Below are 16,322 nucleotides of genomic sequence, written 5' to 3' on the forward strand. Positions count from 1 at the left end.
GCTACTCCGTTTCGACGCGGTCCTTGCCGCTGCGCTTTGCCCGAAAGAGCGCGCGATCGGCACGGATGAGCCAGTCTTCCGGTGACTCCCCGGCGGCGTGCTCGGACAGCCCGGCGGAGAACGTGACCGCGGGCTCTTCGGCGGGACGGTCCTGCGCGAAAGCGCTGCGCAGCTTCGTCAGCGCGTGCCGGGCGCCTTCAAGCGAGGTCCTGGGCAGCAAGAGGACGAACTCCTCGCCGCCGTAGCGATAGAAGCGGTCTTGCTCGCGCGTTGCCGAAGTCACGACCCCGGCTAGCCGGACAAGGACCCGGTCTCCAGCGTCGTGGCCCGCCTCGTCATTTAGGCGCTTGAAGTCGTCCAGATCCAGGATGGCGAGGCAGCAGGGTTCCTTCGAGCGCTTGGAGGCTTCGACGAATGCGGGCAGGTCCCGGTCGAGCGATCGCCGATTGAACGCCCCGGTCAGCCCGTCGCGTTCGGCCAGGAGGGAAAGCCGCTGTCGTTGGCTGTCGACGCGCGCCGCGAAGATCAGGCTGAACAGGCTGGTCATGATCGCCACGGCGATCAGCGTGGCGTGATCGGTCGGCGTCGAGGAGGACGCCGGGTGCAGCGCGACGGCCCCGATCATGGCGCCGTTGACCAGTAGCGCGACGCGGCGATCGGCCATCAGGAAATTGCCGACCAGCGTGCTGAACATCCAGAGCGGGCTCAGTCCCAGCCCGAGCACGACCGCGATGACTGCCGCTGCCGCCGCGCCGGAAGTGATGTTGGCGGCCAGACGTGTCCAGCCCGGGTTCCAGGCCAGCGCGGCGAGGCCGGTGAACACGGCGACGATGGTCAGGTCGGACATGCCGACCAGAAACTGTCCCTCGATAATGCGGTAGGCGGCAAAGGGCGTGACCGTCGCCATCACGCACAGCGTGTAGAGCGTCACGATCGCCAGCCGCAGGTCCTGCCGCATACGCCGTGCCAGATCGCCGCACAGCGACACGGCCGGTCGCTTGCCGCCGGGGACCCGGTCGGGCGGAGACGGCAGTGCGCTCTGGTTCAGCATGATGGGCTCCCTTGGACGGCGACTTCGCACGGCTCGTGATTTCAATGGTTTACAAGCAAGATTCGGGCCAATCCCCGGCAAGCGTGAGTGGGTGCACGTCTTGGGTGGCGTTCCGATGCGTGGAAGATGATTGCGGGCGCCGAGCCGTCCGTTGCCACGGCAATCGCGAGGGACAAGCCTTGCCGTGAAACGGAAATTCCCGCCGATTCTTCGCGATGACGCAACCGGGCCCCGCCCTTGCGGCGGGAGCCCTTAAACTATATGTCTTCGACCAGATTCGCCGATTCTCGAGACCCGATGAAAACCACCGCCGATATCCGAAAGGCCTTCCTCGATTTCTTCGCCGAGCGCGAGCATCGCATCGTGCCGTCGAGCCCGCTCGTGCCCGCCAACGACCCGACGCTGCTGTTCACCAACGCCGGGATGGTCCAGTTCAAGGACGTCTTCCTGGGCTCCGAGAAGCGCTCGTACACCCGCGCGACGTCGTCGCAGCGCTGCGTGCGCGCCGGCGGCAAGCACAACGACCTGGAGAACGTCGGCTACACGGCTCGCCACCACACCTTCTTCGAGATGCTGGGCAACTTCAGTTTCGGAGACTACTTCAAGCGCGAGGCGATCCAGTACGCCTGGGAGTTCCTGACGAAGGTGTGCGGTTTTCCGCCCGAGAAGCTCTGGGTGACGGTCTTCGAGGAAGACGACGAGGCCGCCGACATCTGGTTGCAGGAGATCGGCGTCGACCCGGAGCGTTTCTCGCGCATCGGCGCGGCCGACAACTTCTGGGCGATGGGCGACACGGGACCCTGCGGCCCCTGTACGGAAATCTTCTACGACCACGGCCCGGAAGTGCCGGGTGGACCGCCCGGCACGCCCGAGGAGGACGGCGATCGCTATATCGAGGTCTGGAACCTGGTCTTCATGCAGTACGACCGCGCCTCCGACGGCACGCTCAGCCCGCTGCCGGCCCCCTCGGTGGATACCGGCATGGGCCTCGAGCGCCTGGCGGCGATTCTCCAGGGCGTGCATTCGAACTACGACATCGACCTGTTCCGGCATCTGATCGACGCGGCCGCGAAACTGACCGCGGCGCAGGATCGTGATTCGGCTTCCCTCAAGGTGATCGCCGACCACATCCGCGCCTGCGCCTTCCTGATCGTCGACGGCGTGCTGCCGTCCAACGAGGGCCGGGGCTACGTCCTGCGCCGCATCATCCGCCGCGCCATCCGCCACGGCTACAAGCTCGGCTGCGAGGGCCTGTTCTTCAGCCGCATGGTCGCCCCGCTGGCCGAAGTCATGGGCGATGCCTATCCGGAGCTGGTCCACAAGCAGGATTTCGTCACCGATGTGCTCGAACGCGAGGAAAAGCGATTCGGCGAAACCCTGGATCAGGGCATGACGCTGCTCGAGGGTGTCATCGCCGATCTCGATGGCCGGGAGATTCCCGGCGGCGTGGCTTTCAAGCTCTACGACACCTACGGCTTTCCGGTTGATCTTACGCGTGACATCGCCCGCGAGCGCGAGCTGACGGTCGACGAGGAAGGCTTCGAGCACGCCATGAACCAGCAGCGCGAGCGCGCGCGGGCGGCCGGCAAGTTTACCGGCGCCGACGGCATGCCGGCCGAGCTGATCGCCGAATTGCCGGCGACGCGCTTTCTCGGCTACGAGCAGCACGCCGTGGATGACGCCGAAGTGCTGGCCATCCTGGTCGAGGGCAAGCCGGTCGATTCTCTGTCTGCCGGCGACGAGGCCGTGCTCGTGCTCGACCGCACGCCCTTCTACGCCGAATCGGGCGGGCAGGTGGGCGACACGGGCCGGCTCGAGGGCCAGGGCGGGCGCTTCGAAGTCACCGACACGCGCAAGTTCGCCGGGGCCTTCCACGGTCATGTCGGCCGGCTGGCCGACGGCTCGCTCAAGATCGGCGACCGCCTGTCGGGACAGATCGACTCGCGGCGCCGCGCCGACATCGTGCGCCACCATTCGGCCACCCACCTGCTGCACTCGGCCCTGCGGACGGTGCTCGGCGAGCACGTCCAGCAGAAGGGTTCGCTGGTTGCCCCGGATCGGCTGCGCTTCGACTTCTCGCACCACGCTCCGGTCAGCGAAGAGGAACTGGCGGAAATCGAGCGCCTGGTCAACGAACAGATCCAGGCCAACGTCGAAGCCGAGGTACGCGAAATGCCCTTCGACGAGGCCATCGAGGCCGGCGCGCTGGCCTTCTTCGACGAAAAGTACGGCGACGACGTGCGCGTGCTGCGCTTCGGTGACTTCTCCATGGAGCTGTGCGGCGGCACGCACGTCGACCGGATGGGCGACATCGGCCTGTTCAAGATCGTCTCCGAGACCGGCATCTCCGCCGGCGTGCGCCGCATCGAGGCGGTGGCCGGGCGCGTGGCCGTCGACTGGCTGCAGAAGCTCGATCACTCGGTGCGCGAGGCCTCGGGCCAGCTCAAGACCAGCCCGGAGCAGCTCTCCGACCGAATCGGCCAGCTCCTGGGGCGCTCGCGAGAACTGGAGAAGGAACTCGAGCGGCTCAAGGGCAAGCTGGCCTCGGCGGCGGGCTCCGACCTGGCCTCGCAGGCGGTCGATGTCGAAGGCGTCAAGCTCATCGCCGCCCATCTCGAGGGCGCCGACCCGAACAGCCTGCGCGACACCGTCGACCAGCTCAAGAACAAGATCGGCTCGGGCGTGATCGTGCTCGGCACGGCCGCGGGCGGCGGCGTGCGCCTGGTCGCGGGCGTGACCAAGGATCTCACCGGCAAGCTCAAGGCCGGCGAGCTGGTCAACCATGTCGCCTCCCAGGTCGGCGGCAAGGGCGGCGGCCGGCCCGACTTTGCACAAGCCGGGGGGAGCGACGTCTCGGCGCTGCCGGGCGCCCTGGATTCGGTGGCTGACTGGCTGCGGGAGCGCTTGTAAAGGCGTTGTGCTGGAGCGTTCTCGCAATGGCGCAAAGGCGCAGAGTTCGCAAAGAAACAAGAATAATGAATGAATTCGATCGAGAACCTCGCAGGGTATACGTTGCGAGTGAACTCGGGGTTTTGATGTCCTGTTCACTGCTTTTCCATCGCGTCCTTTGCGCCATAGCGCCTTTGCGAGAGAAGCTGGTTGCTGGGAAATGCCCGAAAATCGCAATGCGAGACGGCATCTCCTTCGGTATAATGCGCGGTTTCCGGAGAGGTGGCAGAGTGGTTGAATGCGCCGGTCTCGAAAACCGGTAACGGGTTTTCCCCGTTCGAGGGTTCGAATCCCTCCCTCTCCGCCACTCTTTACAGTCGAGCTCCACACCCGCAGGATGGCGCTTGAAGGGTCCGAAGACAGGGGAGGCGGGCCGCTCGGGTCGCGAGCATCACATGTCTGATCGATCATCATGCAACTGACCAAGTGCGCCGTCGTCGGAGTGGGTTATCTGGGCCGTTTTCACGCCCAGAAATATGCCGCTATCGACACCGCCGAGCTGGTCGCCGTGGTCGACATCGACGAGCAGGCAGCCCATCGCTCGGCCGAAGACTGCGGCTGCCGCGCCCTGACCGACTATCGCGACATCATCGGCGAAGTCGATGCCGTCTCCATCGCCGTACCCACGGTTCGTCACTACGACATCGCCCGCGACTTTCTCGACGCCGGCGTGCACGTGCTGCTGGAAAAACCCATCGCGAGTACGCTGGAGGAAGCCCGGGCGCTGACGCGCCTGGCGCGGGAACGCGGCGTGGTCTTCCAGATCGGTCACCTCGAGCGTTTCAATGCCGCGTTTCTCGACCTCGGCGGCTTCAAGCTCAACCCACTGTTCATCGAGTCGCACCGGGTGGCGCCGTTCAAGCCGCGCTGCACGGACGTCAACGTCGTGCTCGACCTGATGATCCACGACATCGACCTGATCCTGGGCATGGTCAAGAGTCCGGTCCGCTCGCTGGCGGCCAACGGCACCTCGGTGCTTTCCGACGAACTCGACATCGTCAACGCCCGCCTGGAATTCGAGAACGGCTGCGTGGCCAACGTCACTTCCAGCCGGGTGAGCGTGAAATCCGAGCGGCGCATGCGCATCTTCCAGCCCGAGGCCTACATTTCGATCGATTTTCAGAACTGCGGCCTGGCCGTTCATCGCATCGGCGAGCGCGAGATGTTTCCCGGCGTGCCCGAAATCCTGCGCGAGGAATCCTCCTTCGAGGAAAACGACGCGCTCAGGCGCGAGATCGAATCCTTCGTCTCGGCCGTGCGCGACGGCACGCCCGTGGTCGTTACCGGCGAGGACGGCCTGCGCGCCCTGGAGACGGCGATGCATATTTCCGCCATGGTGGACTCGCGCCCCGCGACCGGTGAAGTGCGTTCGGCATGAAGCCGATTCCCATGGTCGACCTCGGCGTTCAGTACGAGCGTCTCAAGCCGGAAATCGACGCCGCCATCGCCGAGGTGATGGCGGGCACTCGCTACATCCTGGGCCCCAATGTCCAGGCACTGGAGTCCGAGCTCGCCGATTTCCTGGGCGTCGCCCATGCCGTCAGTTGCGCCTCCGGAACCGACGCACTGCACCTGGCGCTGCGCGCTGCCGGCATCGGGCCCGGCGACGAGGTGATTACCTCGCCGTTCACCTTCATCGCCACGGCCGAGGCGATCTGCTACTGCGGCGCCGAGCCGGTATTCGTCGATATCGATCCGCGCACCTTCAATCTCGATCCCGAGAGAGTGGCCGCGGCGGTGACCGAGCGCACCCGGGCGATCCTGCCGGTCCACCTGTTCGGACAACCGGCCGACATGGCCGCGCTTTCAGCGATCGCCGACGAGCGCGATCTGACGTTGATCGAGGACTGTGCCCAGAGTTTCGGGGCGACCCACGACGGGCAGCAGACGGGTAGCATCGGCCTGGCCGGCGCCTTCAGCTTCTTCCCCAGCAAGAACCTCGGCGCCTGCGGCGACGGCGGCCTGATCACGACCAGCGACGACGAGCTGGCCGACGAGATCCGGATGCTGCGCAACCACGGTCGCCGCGTGGACGGTTACCTGCACGAAGTGGTCGGCTACAACAGCCGCCTGGATGAACTGCAGGCCGCCATCCTGCGCGTCAAGCTGGGCCATATCGACGAATTCAATCGCCAGCGGCGGCGCGTGGCCGCGAGCTACGGCGAGCGCCTGTCGGACACGGCGCTCGAGATACCCTTCGAAGACGGTCTCGGCCGGCACGTCTACCACCAGTTCACGATGTTGGTGCCGGATGGTCGGCGCGATGCAATGCAGGCCGCCCTGCGGGACGCCTCGATCGCCAGCGCCGTCTACTATCCGACGCCGCTGCATCGACAGCCGGCTTTCTCCGGCTACAGCCGCGCCGGGTCGCTGGCCCACAGCGAGTCCGTAGCCGAACGCTGCCTGTCCCTGCCGATCTTCCCGGAAATGACCGAGGAACAGATCGACCGCGTCGCCGATACCCTGAAGGCGGCACTCTGATGCCCGCACTGACGCGAAGCGTCATCCCGGCCCCAGAGCCGGGACCTTCCAACCGAAGTCGCCAAGCCATGGAAGGCCCCGGATCAAGTTCGGGGCGACGAGCCGCTCCCTGAAACCTGAAACCCGAAACCTGAAACCTGAAACCTCGAAGCCATGACCCCCAACGATTTCGTCGCTCACTTCGGCAAGACCCGCGCCTCCGCCATTCTCCGCACCGACGACGCCGATGCCGCGCTCAAGGCGATGGAAGCGGCGATCCGGGGTGGCTTCACGATCTGCGAGTTCACGCTGACCGTCCCCCGGGTCTACGAGCTGATCGCCGATTTTTCACGACGCTATCCCGATGTGCTCTTCGGGGCCGGTACCGTCCTGACGGTCGAGGAAGCCGAAAAGGCCGTTGAAGCCGGGGCCCGCTTCCTGGTCTCGCCGGTGACCGACGAGGCGGTGATCGAGGCTGCCGGACGCCTCGGCGTGGCCGCCATGCCCGGCACGCATACGCCCACGGAAATGCTTCGCGCCCACCGTGCCGGCGCGGGGCTCCAGAAGCTGTTCCCGGCGCCGGGGATCGGTCCGGATTTCGTCAAGGCCTGCCTGGGACCGATGCCGTTTCTCAATATCGTGCCCACGCACGGCGTCACCGAGGAGAACGCTGCCGACTGGCTGGCTGCCGGTGCGCACGGCATCGGTTTCGTCGCGCCGCTGTTCGACCCGCAGCTCGTCGCCGCGGGTGATTTCGCTGCGATCGAGGAACGCGCGGGCCGTTTGCTTTCCGCGCTCGATCGCTGAGCGGCGACTTGCTCGATCGGCCTGACTACCAGGCCGCCATGCCGGCCGCCTGTCGGGTGCCCCGAAGCTTGACGAGCGCTTCGACGATGGGCTCGACCGGACGTGCCAGTCCTTCGTTGCGTTCGACGATGCGCCCCTGGGCATCCAGCAGGGTGACCACGTTGCTGTGGTCGAAGGTTCCGTCCCCGTTGTCCCGATACCGAACCCCCAGCATGGCCGCCAGCGTGCGGATGTCGGCCGGGTCGCCGTGCAGGAATTGCCAGCGTTCCGGATCGACCTCGTAGTCGGCGGCATAGTCGGCCAGGCGTTCCGGTGTGTCGCGGGCCGGGTCGAAGCTGACGATCACCACCTGCAGCTCATCTCGGATCGCTTCGGGCACGGCGCGGTCGATCCGGCGCGCGTCGTTGACCAGTACCGGGCAGGCGGTCGTGCACGAGCCGTAGATCATGGTGATGATCGTCGGCCGGCCGGCCAGTTCTTCGAGCCGGAAGGGTCCGCCGGCCTGGGTCCGCCAGTCGGCGCCCAGGTGGAAGAGGGAGTGGCCGTGGTCGACGGTTTCGGCCTGCATCGGCGTGTGGTGGGCGTGTGCATCGTGGCCGGCATGCCCCGAGTTCGGGGTTGCGGCCTGGGTCACGGCGGCCAGCAGCGTGCCGGCCATCACGGTGAGCGTGAACAGTTTCATGATCCTACTCCGGGTCATAGGCACACCGGAAACCCAGCGTGCTCGTGGTCGTGTCGGGCTGGTAGTTGCTGCGCGACTGGAAGCGCAGGAACGTGGCGTAGTGGGCTTCGTCGAATTCCGGCAGGAATCGCGCGGTGTCGCCGCAGGACCCGGTCAGCAGGTCGATGTCGTCGCCGCGGCCGAGCACGAGCTGGAAGTCTTCCACCCACTCGAGCACCAGCCCGTGGAGGTCGTGGATGCCCAGGCCGGGCGCCGGCCCTTCGGCGACCGGGCGCAAGGCGCCGGCACCGGGATTGGCGTACCAGCTGAACAGCTCGTGGGCGTAGTCCTCGGGCGCGACGCTCAGAGTGTCGCGCTGTTTCTCGGAAGCGTATTCCCACTCGGTCATCGTCGGCAGCCGGCCGCCCATTTCCCGGCAGTAGGCGCGGGCGGCGTACCAGGACACGTGCGTGACGGGACGGTTCGGTGCGGCGTTGCCTACTCCCAGTGCGTCGGCTTGCGGCCAGTGCGACAGGTAGCGGGCATCGCGAAAGATGCCCGGGGCCCGATCGCGCCGCCACTCGGGCTTGGCGCGAACGAAATCGAGGAAGTCGGCGTTGCTGACCTGCCGGACGTCGAGCAGAAAGTCCTCGACCCGTCCGGGGGCACCGGTGTCTTCCCGCACGATGGGCAGTTCCCAGTCGCCGCCGCCGATGAGCACGATGCCGGCGTCTTCGGCCGCGACTGCCGGCGGCAGGACGAGCGTCAGGATGATCAGCAGGGTGCGCATGGCGGCGGCTCCGGTCGGTATGGGCTTACTGGCGAGGTCCGGCGACCAGCGTGCCGGCCGCGCCGCGTTCGGCATCGGCGAACTCGTGATCGACGATCTTGTAGCTGCCCTGTTCGGGCACGATGAAGTCCATGACCGCGCCGTTGCTGGCTCCGAGCAGGACCGTCTGCATGCCGCGCCATTCGTTCTCGACGTTGCCCTCGTACCAGACGCGATCGAAGATGGCGCCGATGACGTGGAAGCTCGAGGTGCCGCTGGGGCCGGCGTTCAGCACGTAGAGGCGAACCCGTTCACCCGCATTGGCGCGCAGCGGCGCGTCGTGCAGGGCGTTGACGTGGCCGTTGAAGGTGACCTGGCTCGGGTCGCGCGCCATGGCCGCCGCGTGGTCGTAGCGGTAGCCACCGCTGTATTCGTCCTCGGTGAGGTAGAACTCCGACTGCACCAGCACGTACTCGCGATCGGCCTCGGTCGGGAAGCCCTCCTTCGGCGAGACCACGACGGCTCCGTACTGACCCTGGGCGGTGTGCATCAGCACGCTGGGCGTGCCGCAGTGGTACATGTAGACGCCCGGGTAGTTGGCCACCCAGTTGAACTGGATGGTGGCGCCCGGAGGAATCGTCTGCCACTTGTCGTTGGCCGCCACGGTGCCGCTATGGAAGTCCATCGAGTGCGGCATGGGGCTGACGGCGGGCTGGTTGTTCTGGATCGGATTGGCCTGAACCTGGGCGAAGAACGGGCTGCCGCCGGCGACCGGCTCGGTGATGACCACCGGCTCGTCGGAGCGGTTCTTCATGGTAAAGACGACGCGGTCGCCTTCGCGCACGTGCAGGGTGGGGCCGGGCACGCTGCCGCCGAAGGTCCAGGCGTTGTAGAACTTGCCGGGCGCGACCTCGATCTGCTGGGCGATGACGTCCATGCGCACTTCGTGCGTCCGGTTGCCTTCGTAGTCGAGTTCGGCCAGGTTGGGCACGGCCGTGAGGTAGCCGCCGACCACGGGCGGGCCGCTGTAATCCTCGGTGTAGACGCGTGCTTCGGGCAGGCCGAAGATCTTGCCGTCGACGATAAACTCGCCGTCGTGGACGAGACGGTCGTCGGCGTTCAGACCGCCGGCGGCAAGGCCGAAGGCCAGGGCGGCGGTGACGATGGTCGGGGACTTGAAGAGATTCATTTTGCAGCTCCTTTACGAGCGAAATTTCAGTCGTTGAAACGCTTAACATGCATTTCAGGTGCATGTTAAGGGTCCAGGGCGGGCCGCGATTTGACCAGGGTCAAAAGGAGCTGGTTATCGGGGAGGATTTTTCGCTTTCGCCAGGCGATCGGCGGACAGCGACGCGGAGCCTACGCCCGCCGCGCTTTGGTGTGTTGATCGGGACCAGAGCGGTCAGACACCGGGCAGGACATCGTCGCCGTCCTCGCACAGGGGCAGGTCGGGCCGCCGATCGCGCCCCGGCAACTGGCGGCGAATGCCGTGCAATGCGGTGCGCAGCCCTTCCTCGAGTACCGGGTGGTAGAAAGGCAGTCGCAAGGCGTCGACGACGTGCACGTCCTGCTGTATGAGCCAGGCGAGCTCATGCGCGAGGTGTTCGGCTCCTGCGCAGGCCATTTCGGCCCCGATGAGTCGGCCCGAGGCGTCGGCATGGACTTTCAGCAGGCCATGGGAGTGCCCCATGATGATGGCGCGGCCCTGGCGGCCGAAGTCGCAGGTGCCGGTCAGGGCGTCCGCCGGCAGCTCGTCGTGCCTCGCGCCCGCCCAGGCGACCTGGGGCTCCGTGAAAACGATGCCCATCGGCACGCGCCGGGCCATGCACCCGGCGTCCGGGTGAAGGGCCTGCCAGGCTGCGAGCCGACCCTCGTCGGCCGCCTCGTGCATGATCGGGCGGATGCCGTTGATGTCGCCGGCGAACCAGACCGGTGCATCGCCGGCGCGCAGCGTCTCGGCGTCGATACGGGGCAGCCCGCTATCGGACAGCGGCACGTCGAGCGTCTCCAGGCCGAGTGCCTCGATGGACGGGCGTCGGCCGACGGCGGCGATGACCGTATCGACTTCGAACGACTCGGCGCCAAATCGGATGGTCACACCGTTGGCGCTCGGTTCGGGGTGCGCGTCCTCGCCGTCGTGAAGGTGGAGCTGCCGGCCGAGGGCCTCGCGCATGATGTCGTTGATGGTGGAATCGGCAATGCCCGCCAGGCCCGGATCGCGACCGAAGAGGTGGACTTTCGAGCCCAGCATGGCCAGGCCCTGGCCGATTTCGCAGCCGATGGCGCCGGCGCCGATCACGGCCACGCGAGCCGGAATGTCCTTCATCTCGAACAGGTCGTCACTGGTCAGGAGGCGCTGGCCCAGGGACCGCCAGGCATCGGGCACGAACGGTTGAGTGCCGATCGCCACGATGAAGCCATCGGCGGTGTAGCCGGTGCCGTCGACCTCGATGCGGTCCGGGGCGGTGAAGCGGGCCGCCCCCTCCACGTAGCGATCGCCCATCTTCTCCACGGCGCGGACGGGGCCGGCAGCAAATCGGTCGCGCAGTTCACGTACGTGCTGCATGACCCGCGCGCCGTCGAGGCGGGGTTGCGGGCCGCCGAGCAGGCCGTCCTGGTGCAGGGTGCGGGTCGCCGAGACGTCGCGCGCGACTTGCAGCAGGGCCTTGGAAGGCATGCAGCCGACGCGTGCGCAGGTCGTCCCCAGCGGGCCGGGATCGACCATCAGAACATCGTCGGTGACGGCAGAGGCCTGTTTCCAGGCGCTGAGGCCGGCAGTGCCGGCCCCGAGAATGATCAGGCGATGGTGCGGCATGTCCGCGCTCCGGAGAACCAGTCAGGTTCTCCAGATTAACGCGATCAGCGGTGCCAGGTCAGGCTCAGCATCGCCCAGCGACCCGGCTCGGCCAGGAGGGGCAGGGTGGGGTCGTCCGGGGTGCGCCCGATCACGCGGCCGGTACGCCAGTATTGCCGGTCGGTCAGGTTGAACAGGCCCAGGCCGACTTCCAGGTCATGTCTCGGAAACCATCGCGTGAGCCAGTCGACGGTTGCGTAGCCTGGCGCCGAGAACAGCGGCTCGCCTTCTTCGTCGACCAGCTCTCGCTGTCCGCGGGCCGCCGTGGTGACCAGACGGGTCTCGATGCTTGCATCCGGCGACTGCCAGGCGATCTCGGCAATCAGGCTGGGTGGCGAGGTGCCGGGCAGGTTGCGACCGGTCGTGCGGTCCTCGCCGCGCGACCACTCGCCGGCGAGTTCCGCGCTGAATCCGCCTCCGAGACGCTGGCGCAGGCGCAGCTCGCCGCCCTCGATACGCACGCGGTCGCGGTTGACCGACTGGAACAGGAGAAATCCGCTGGCCGGGTCGAAGCCCAGCGGCGCGCGGGTCTGGATGAAGTTCTCGTAGTCGTTGCGGTACAGGGCCAACTCGGCGAGGGTGTCGCGGCCGCGCCACCGAAAGCCGGCCTCGAATGTCCGGCCCTTCTCGGGTTCCAGGTCGGGATTGGCGATCGCGCGCACCCGGAACTGCGGGTACTCCAGGCCGATATTGACGTCCTCGAAGGGTGGGGCGCGCAGGCCGCGCGCATACTGGGCGAAGAACTCCATCGAGTCGCCGAGCGGCCAGACCAGGCCCAGCTTGGGCAGCCAGCTGCTGGTCGTCAGTTCGGTCGTCTCCGCTTCCGGAAACGACGAATCGAACAGGGGATCGTCGAGCAGGGAAAGGTCGTAGTACTCGTAGCGAATGCCGGGGCTGAGCGTCGGCCCGCCCTGCCACAGGCGGATCTCGTCGTGCAGGTAGATGCCCAGCTCGTCGACGCGGCTGCGCGGGAAGTCGCGGAGCGGGAAGGTCTCGCCGATGATGGTCTTCGTCGTCTCGCCGGTATCGAGGTTGGTCTGGAGGCCGTCGCGCTTGTTGACCACCTCCGAGCGGCTGAGCTCGAAACCGTAGCCGAGGCGGTGGTCCCGACCCAGCCATTCGGTCTCGGATTCCAGGTCGGCGCCGATACCCGTGGTTTCCTGCCGGAACTCGAAGCGGCGGAAAACGCCCACCGGCGGCCCTGCGTTCGGACGCAAGTCGTCGGTTTCCTGGAGCACGTCGGTCAGCTGGTGCCAGGCGCGCCAGTGCCCCCGGGCGACCGGACCGAAAGGCGCCAGCTCCTGGTCGATCAGAATGCGCCACTGCTGGCGCCGGTCGTCGCCGAGCAATGCTTCGGTGAAGACCAGGCGCCCGCTTCCGATCATCGCCCGAATGTCGGCATCGCGGGTTTCGCGCATGCCGTCGAGGGTGAGCCGGATCCGGCCGGCATTGGTGTCGAGGCCGCCGCGCAGCAGCACCGCGGCGTGTTCGCGATCGAGCAGGTCGATCGGCGTGTCTTCCGGTCGATCGGCCACTTCGGTTTCCGAACCCCGGCGCGCCGCGCCGGCGAGCAGGAAGTCGAAATCTCCGCTCCGGAACGCACGGGCGGCGGTGACACGGGTCCGGTCGCTGTCGGTCGCTCCGCTCAGCGAGATGCGCGTGCCCCCGCGGCCGTCGGTGATGATGTCGTCGGCGTCGATGGTGGAGACGGCCACGACGCCCCCGAGCGCTTTCGAGCCGTACAGGGTGGAGGCCGGGCCGCGCAGGATCTCCACGCGTTGTGCCAGACCGAGCTCGAGCAGGCCCCGGCCGGTGTCGGCGAAGCTCCCGATATCGAACTGGTCGGAGACCGGCACGTTGTCGATCAGGACGGCCGTCCGGTTGCCGCCGACGCCGCGAATCCGGAAGCCGTTGAAGCCGAACCGGGTGCCGCCGCCGTCGATCGTCACGCCCGGCTCGTAGCGGACCAGGTCTTCGGCGTCGAAGACCATGTCGCGGGAGAGCCGTTCGCTGCCGATGATGGTGACGGTGCCGGCCACCTCGGAAAGCTGCCGCGGCTGGCGGTGCGCCACGACGGTGATGGGATCGAGTTCACGCGCCTGTTCGTCGCGGTCGCCTTCGGTCTCGCGCTCGGCCTGCGCGCAAATGGCGGGCGCGAAGAGCAGGGCGGCCAGAATAAGGTTGATTCGATGCATTTTTCCTCGACTCGATGGTAAAGCGCCCCGGAAGACCGGGGCGCGCTGAAACGACTTGAAAGGACGGACTGCCTAGTAGATGTCCTTGCGAGTGTTGTAGTTGTTGAACTTGCCGGTCGGCGTGATGATCCGCTCGCCCTTGATGACGTGCTTGAGCTCGCGGGTCTTGTCGTCGACGACCACGATGGCGGACTCTTCTTCCATGCCGGACCACACCGAGAACCAGACCTCGTCGCCGGCCATGTTGTACTCGGGCTGCACCACGCGCTTGGGTCCGGGACCGAGGTCGGCCCATTCGGCGATCGGCAGGACCTCGTAGCCGGCATCGAGGTTGTTGATGTCGAACACGGCGACGGTCTGCGACTTCTCGGCCTCGGGGTGCAGCGGCGTGTCGACCCAGAGGTTGTCCGACTCGGGATGGGTCTTGATGAACAGCGAGCCGCCGCCCTGGCCTTCGAGGATTTCCACGACCTGGAAAGCGTGCTCCGGATGGTTGTCCGGGTCGGTGCCGATGAGCGTGATGTTGGCATTGCCCAGCGCGCTCGTGCCCCAGACCGGACCGTATTCCGGGTGGACGAAGTTGGCGCCGCGGCCCGGATGCGGGATGCGCTCGACCGGCACCAGGGCTTCGAGCTCTCGGTCCTTGGCGTCGACCACGGCGATGCGATCGGACTCGTTGGCGGCGGTCATGAAGTAGCGACCGCTGGCGTCCCAACCGCCGTCATGCAGGAAGGGCGCGGCGCCGATGGTCGTCACCTGCAGGTTGTCGATGTCCTCGTAGTTGACCAGAAGGATCTGGCCGGTTTCCTTGACGTTGATGATGAATTCAGGGTGCTGGTGGGAACCGACAATCGCGGCCACGCGGGGCTCTGGATGGTATTCCTGGGTGTCGACGGTCATGCCGCGGGTGGAGACGATTTTCCTGGGCTCCAGGGTCTGGCCGTCCATCAGCACGTAGTGCGGCGGCCAGTAGGCGCCGGCGATGGCGATTTCGTCCTCGTAGCCCTCGTAGCGGGAGTTCTCCACGGAGCGGGCTTCCATGCCGATCTTGATTTCGGCGACCACCTGCGGCGGGTTCATGTACAGGTCGATGAGGTCGACCTTGGCGTCGCGGCCGATGGTGGCGAAGTAGCGTCCGGAACTCGAAGCACGCGAGATATGCACGGCGTAGCCGGTCGGAACGTAGGAAATGACCTCCTTGCTGTCGCCGTCGATAATGGCGACTTCGCCGGCGTCGCGCAGGGTGACGGCGAACATGTTGTCGACGTTGTAGTCGTGCTGCGGCGACTCCGGGCGATCTTCGGGTGCGACGTGGACGACCCAGCTTTCCTGCATTTCCGGCATGCCCCATTCCGGCGGCTGCGGCGGATCGTGCTGGAGGAAGCGGGCCAGCATGTCGATCTCTTCGTCGGTGAGTTCGCCCGAGGTGCCCCAGTTGGGCATCCCCGCCGGGGAACCGAAGTTGATCAGGGCCTTGAGGTATTCCGTGCCCTTTTCCTGGGTGATGTCGGTGGTCAGAGGCTTGCCGGTCGCACCCTTCCGGAGCACGCCGTGGCAGCCGGCGCAGCGTTCGAAATAGATTTGTTGCGAGCGCTCGAACTCGGCCTCGGTCATGGCCGGCGCCCCGGGCGTTACCACCTGCTTGCCGCCTTCGATGGGTGAAGGCGAGCCGCGGTAGGCCATTTCACCTTCCGTGGCGCCGGGATGGCGTTGACCCTCGGCGCGGTCTTCCTGCCCAAGCTGCGCGCGCTGGGCGGCCACCTGATCGGCCGTGATCGTGGCGCCGTCATTGCCCCAGGAATTGAGGACGTAGGTCACGATATCGGCTACGTCCTGGTCGCTGAGATAGCTCATTGCGGGCATGACGCCGTTGTATGTCACCCCGTTGACGGTCAGTTCACCCTGGCGGCCTGCCAGTACGTTCTCGATCACGTACTCTGCGTTGCCCATGATGTTGTCGTTGCCGGCCAGCGGGGGAAAGGCGCCGGGCAGCCCGCTGCCGTCGGCCTGGTGGCAGGCCTGGCAATGCGTCTTGTAGCCCTTCTCGCCGGCCGCCATGTCGCCCGCTGCCGACTTGGCTACTTCGGCGGCATGGACTTCGGCGTCCTGTTGCGCGGACGGGGACGAGGATGTTTCGGCCCCGCATGCCGTAGTCACGGCAAGGGAAAGACCTAACGCCCCGAGCCAGTGAATGGTGTACAGCGGTCTTTTCATGGTGTCTGCCCTCCAGTTGGGTGTGTCGGCAACTTGCCTGGGCTCATCTTAGATGCTTTTGATATGCACCTTTTGAGCCAGATCAAATATGCCGGTCGGGGGTCGTGCCAACGACCCTTTGAAACCAAGCTCCCTACCCTGAATCGTGCCACAATAGTGAATCAATTGCCGGGTGAGAGTGGATTTCCGGTCAAGGCTTGACAGATCGACCCCGGGTCCCGATAATGCCCCGCTTCACAACGCGCCTGTAGCTCAGCTGGATAGAGTACCTGGCTACGAACCAGGCGGTCGGAGGTTCGAATCCTTCCAGGCGCGCCAAATTCGAAGAGGCCCCATCCCCGGATGGGGCTTTTTCGTTTCCG

Annotated in this window: 11 protein-coding genes and 2 tRNA genes; 6 read left to right on the top strand and 7 right to left on the bottom strand. The window is 66.5% G+C overall.

Annotated elements, in window-relative coordinates; translation table 11 throughout:
• Window position 1 precedes the first annotated feature (1 nt).
• The gene (locus tag DZC52_RS00715; RefSeq protein ID WP_116649203.1) at window positions 2-1,051 is read right to left on the bottom strand and encodes a GGDEF domain-containing protein; all 1,050 of its coding nucleotides are present in this window, start codon (window positions 1,049-1,051) and stop codon (window positions 2-4) included.
• A gap of 297 nt (window positions 1,052-1,348) precedes the next feature.
• Between DZC52_RS00715 and alaS the strand changes: the two genes are divergently transcribed.
• From alaS to DZC52_RS00740, 5 genes are all read left to right on the top strand, one after another.
• Window positions 1,349-3,961, top strand: coding sequence for an alanine--tRNA ligase (gene alaS, locus DZC52_RS00720; RefSeq protein ID WP_116649204.1), 2,613 nt, complete (start codon window positions 1,349-1,351; stop codon window positions 3,959-3,961).
• Window positions 3,962-4,216: 255 nt separating this feature from the next.
• A tRNA-Ser gene (locus DZC52_RS00725) sits at window positions 4,217-4,307 on the top strand.
• Window positions 4,308-4,412: 105 nt separating this feature from the next.
• On the top strand, window positions 4,413-5,378 hold the full coding sequence (locus DZC52_RS00730; RefSeq protein ID WP_116649205.1) for a Gfo/Idh/MocA family protein: 966 nt from the start codon (window positions 4,413-4,415) through the stop codon (window positions 5,376-5,378).
• A complete protein-coding gene (locus DZC52_RS00735; protein WP_116649206.1) occupies window positions 5,375-6,481 on the top strand; it encodes a DegT/DnrJ/EryC1/StrS family aminotransferase in 1,107 nt (368 codons plus the stop codon). The genes DZC52_RS00730 and DZC52_RS00735 overlap by 4 nt, the downstream gene beginning before the upstream one ends.
• 153 nt (window positions 6,482-6,634) lie before the next feature.
• Window positions 6,635-7,267, top strand: coding sequence for a bifunctional 4-hydroxy-2-oxoglutarate aldolase/2-dehydro-3-deoxy-phosphogluconate aldolase (locus DZC52_RS00740; protein WP_116649207.1), 633 nt, complete (start codon window positions 6,635-6,637; stop codon window positions 7,265-7,267).
• Window positions 7,268-7,292: 25 nt separating this feature from the next.
• On the opposite strand, the gene DZC52_RS00745 is transcribed toward DZC52_RS00740, so the two are convergent.
• From DZC52_RS00745 to DZC52_RS00770, 6 genes are all read right to left on the bottom strand, one after another.
• Entirely contained in the window at window positions 7,293-7,949 is a 657-nt protein-coding gene (locus DZC52_RS00745; protein WP_220338232.1) for an SCO family protein, read from the bottom strand.
• A 4-nt stretch (window positions 7,950-7,953) separates the two neighbouring features.
• Complete coding sequence (locus DZC52_RS00750; protein WP_181918695.1) at window positions 7,954-8,718, bottom strand: formylglycine-generating enzyme family protein; 765 nt, start codon at window positions 8,716-8,718, stop codon at window positions 7,954-7,956.
• 25 nt (window positions 8,719-8,743) lie between these two features.
• On the bottom strand, window positions 8,744-9,886 hold the full coding sequence (locus tag DZC52_RS00755) for a multicopper oxidase domain-containing protein (RefSeq protein WP_116649209.1): 1,143 nt from the start codon (window positions 9,884-9,886) through the stop codon (window positions 8,744-8,746).
• 213 nt (window positions 9,887-10,099) lie between these two features.
• Window positions 10,100-11,512 (bottom strand): dihydrolipoyl dehydrogenase, encoded by a 1,413-nt coding sequence (locus tag DZC52_RS00760; RefSeq protein ID WP_116649210.1) that lies wholly within the window; start codon window positions 11,510-11,512, stop codon window positions 10,100-10,102.
• Window positions 11,513-11,556: 44 nt separating this feature from the next.
• Window positions 11,557-13,746 (bottom strand): TonB-dependent receptor domain-containing protein, encoded by a 2,190-nt coding sequence (locus DZC52_RS00765; protein ID WP_116649211.1) that lies wholly within the window; start codon window positions 13,744-13,746, stop codon window positions 11,557-11,559.
• A 72-nt stretch (window positions 13,747-13,818) separates the two neighbouring features.
• Entirely contained in the window at window positions 13,819-15,960 is a 2,142-nt protein-coding gene (locus DZC52_RS00770) for a cytochrome D1 domain-containing protein (RefSeq protein ID WP_281268732.1), read from the bottom strand.
• Between the two features lie 241 nt (window positions 15,961-16,201).
• Between DZC52_RS00770 and DZC52_RS00775 the strand changes: the two genes are divergently transcribed.
• Window positions 16,202-16,278: transfer RNA gene (locus DZC52_RS00775), tRNA-Arg, on the top strand.
• Window positions 16,279-16,322 lie beyond the last annotated feature (44 nt).

The sequence above is a fragment of the Wenzhouxiangella sediminis genome (genome assembly GCF_003410055.1).
GTDB classification, from domain to species: domain Bacteria; phylum Pseudomonadota; class Gammaproteobacteria; order Xanthomonadales; family Wenzhouxiangellaceae; genus Wenzhouxiangella; species Wenzhouxiangella sediminis.

What these genes read in the sequence shown, in the direction of transcription:
- DZC52_RS00755 (WP_116649209.1), bottom strand. Translation starts at nt 9,886, where the DNA reads ATGAATCTCTTCAAGTCCCCGACCATCGTCACCGCCGCCCTGGCCTTC.
- DZC52_RS00740 (WP_116649207.1), top strand. Translation starts at nt 6,635, where the DNA reads ATGACCCCCAACGATTTCGTCGCTCACTTCGGCAAGACCCGCGCCTCC.
- DZC52_RS00745 (WP_220338232.1), bottom strand. Translation starts at nt 7,949, where the DNA reads ATGAAACTGTTCACGCTCACCGTGATGGCCGGCACGCTGCTGGCCGCC.
- DZC52_RS00760 (WP_116649210.1), bottom strand. Translation starts at nt 11,512, where the DNA reads ATGCCGCACCATCGCCTGATCATTCTCGGGGCCGGCACTGCCGGCCTC.
- DZC52_RS00715 (WP_116649203.1), bottom strand. Translation starts at nt 1,051, where the DNA reads ATGCTGAACCAGAGCGCACTGCCGTCTCCGCCCGACCGGGTCCCCGGC.
- DZC52_RS00730 (WP_116649205.1), top strand. Translation starts at nt 4,413, where the DNA reads ATGCAACTGACCAAGTGCGCCGTCGTCGGAGTGGGTTATCTGGGCCGT.
- alaS (WP_116649204.1), top strand. Translation starts at nt 1,349, where the DNA reads ATGAAAACCACCGCCGATATCCGAAAGGCCTTCCTCGATTTCTTCGCC.
- DZC52_RS00765 (WP_116649211.1), bottom strand. Translation starts at nt 13,746, where the DNA reads ATGCATCGAATCAACCTTATTCTGGCCGCCCTGCTCTTCGCGCCCGCC.
- DZC52_RS00735 (WP_116649206.1), top strand. Translation starts at nt 5,375, where the DNA reads ATGAAGCCGATTCCCATGGTCGACCTCGGCGTTCAGTACGAGCGTCTC.
- DZC52_RS00750 (WP_181918695.1), bottom strand. Translation starts at nt 8,718, where the DNA reads ATGCGCACCCTGCTGATCATCCTGACGCTCGTCCTGCCGCCGGCAGTC.
- DZC52_RS00770 (WP_281268732.1), bottom strand. Translation starts at nt 15,960, where the DNA reads ATGAAAAGACCGCTGTACACCATTCACTGGCTCGGGGCGTTAGGTCTT.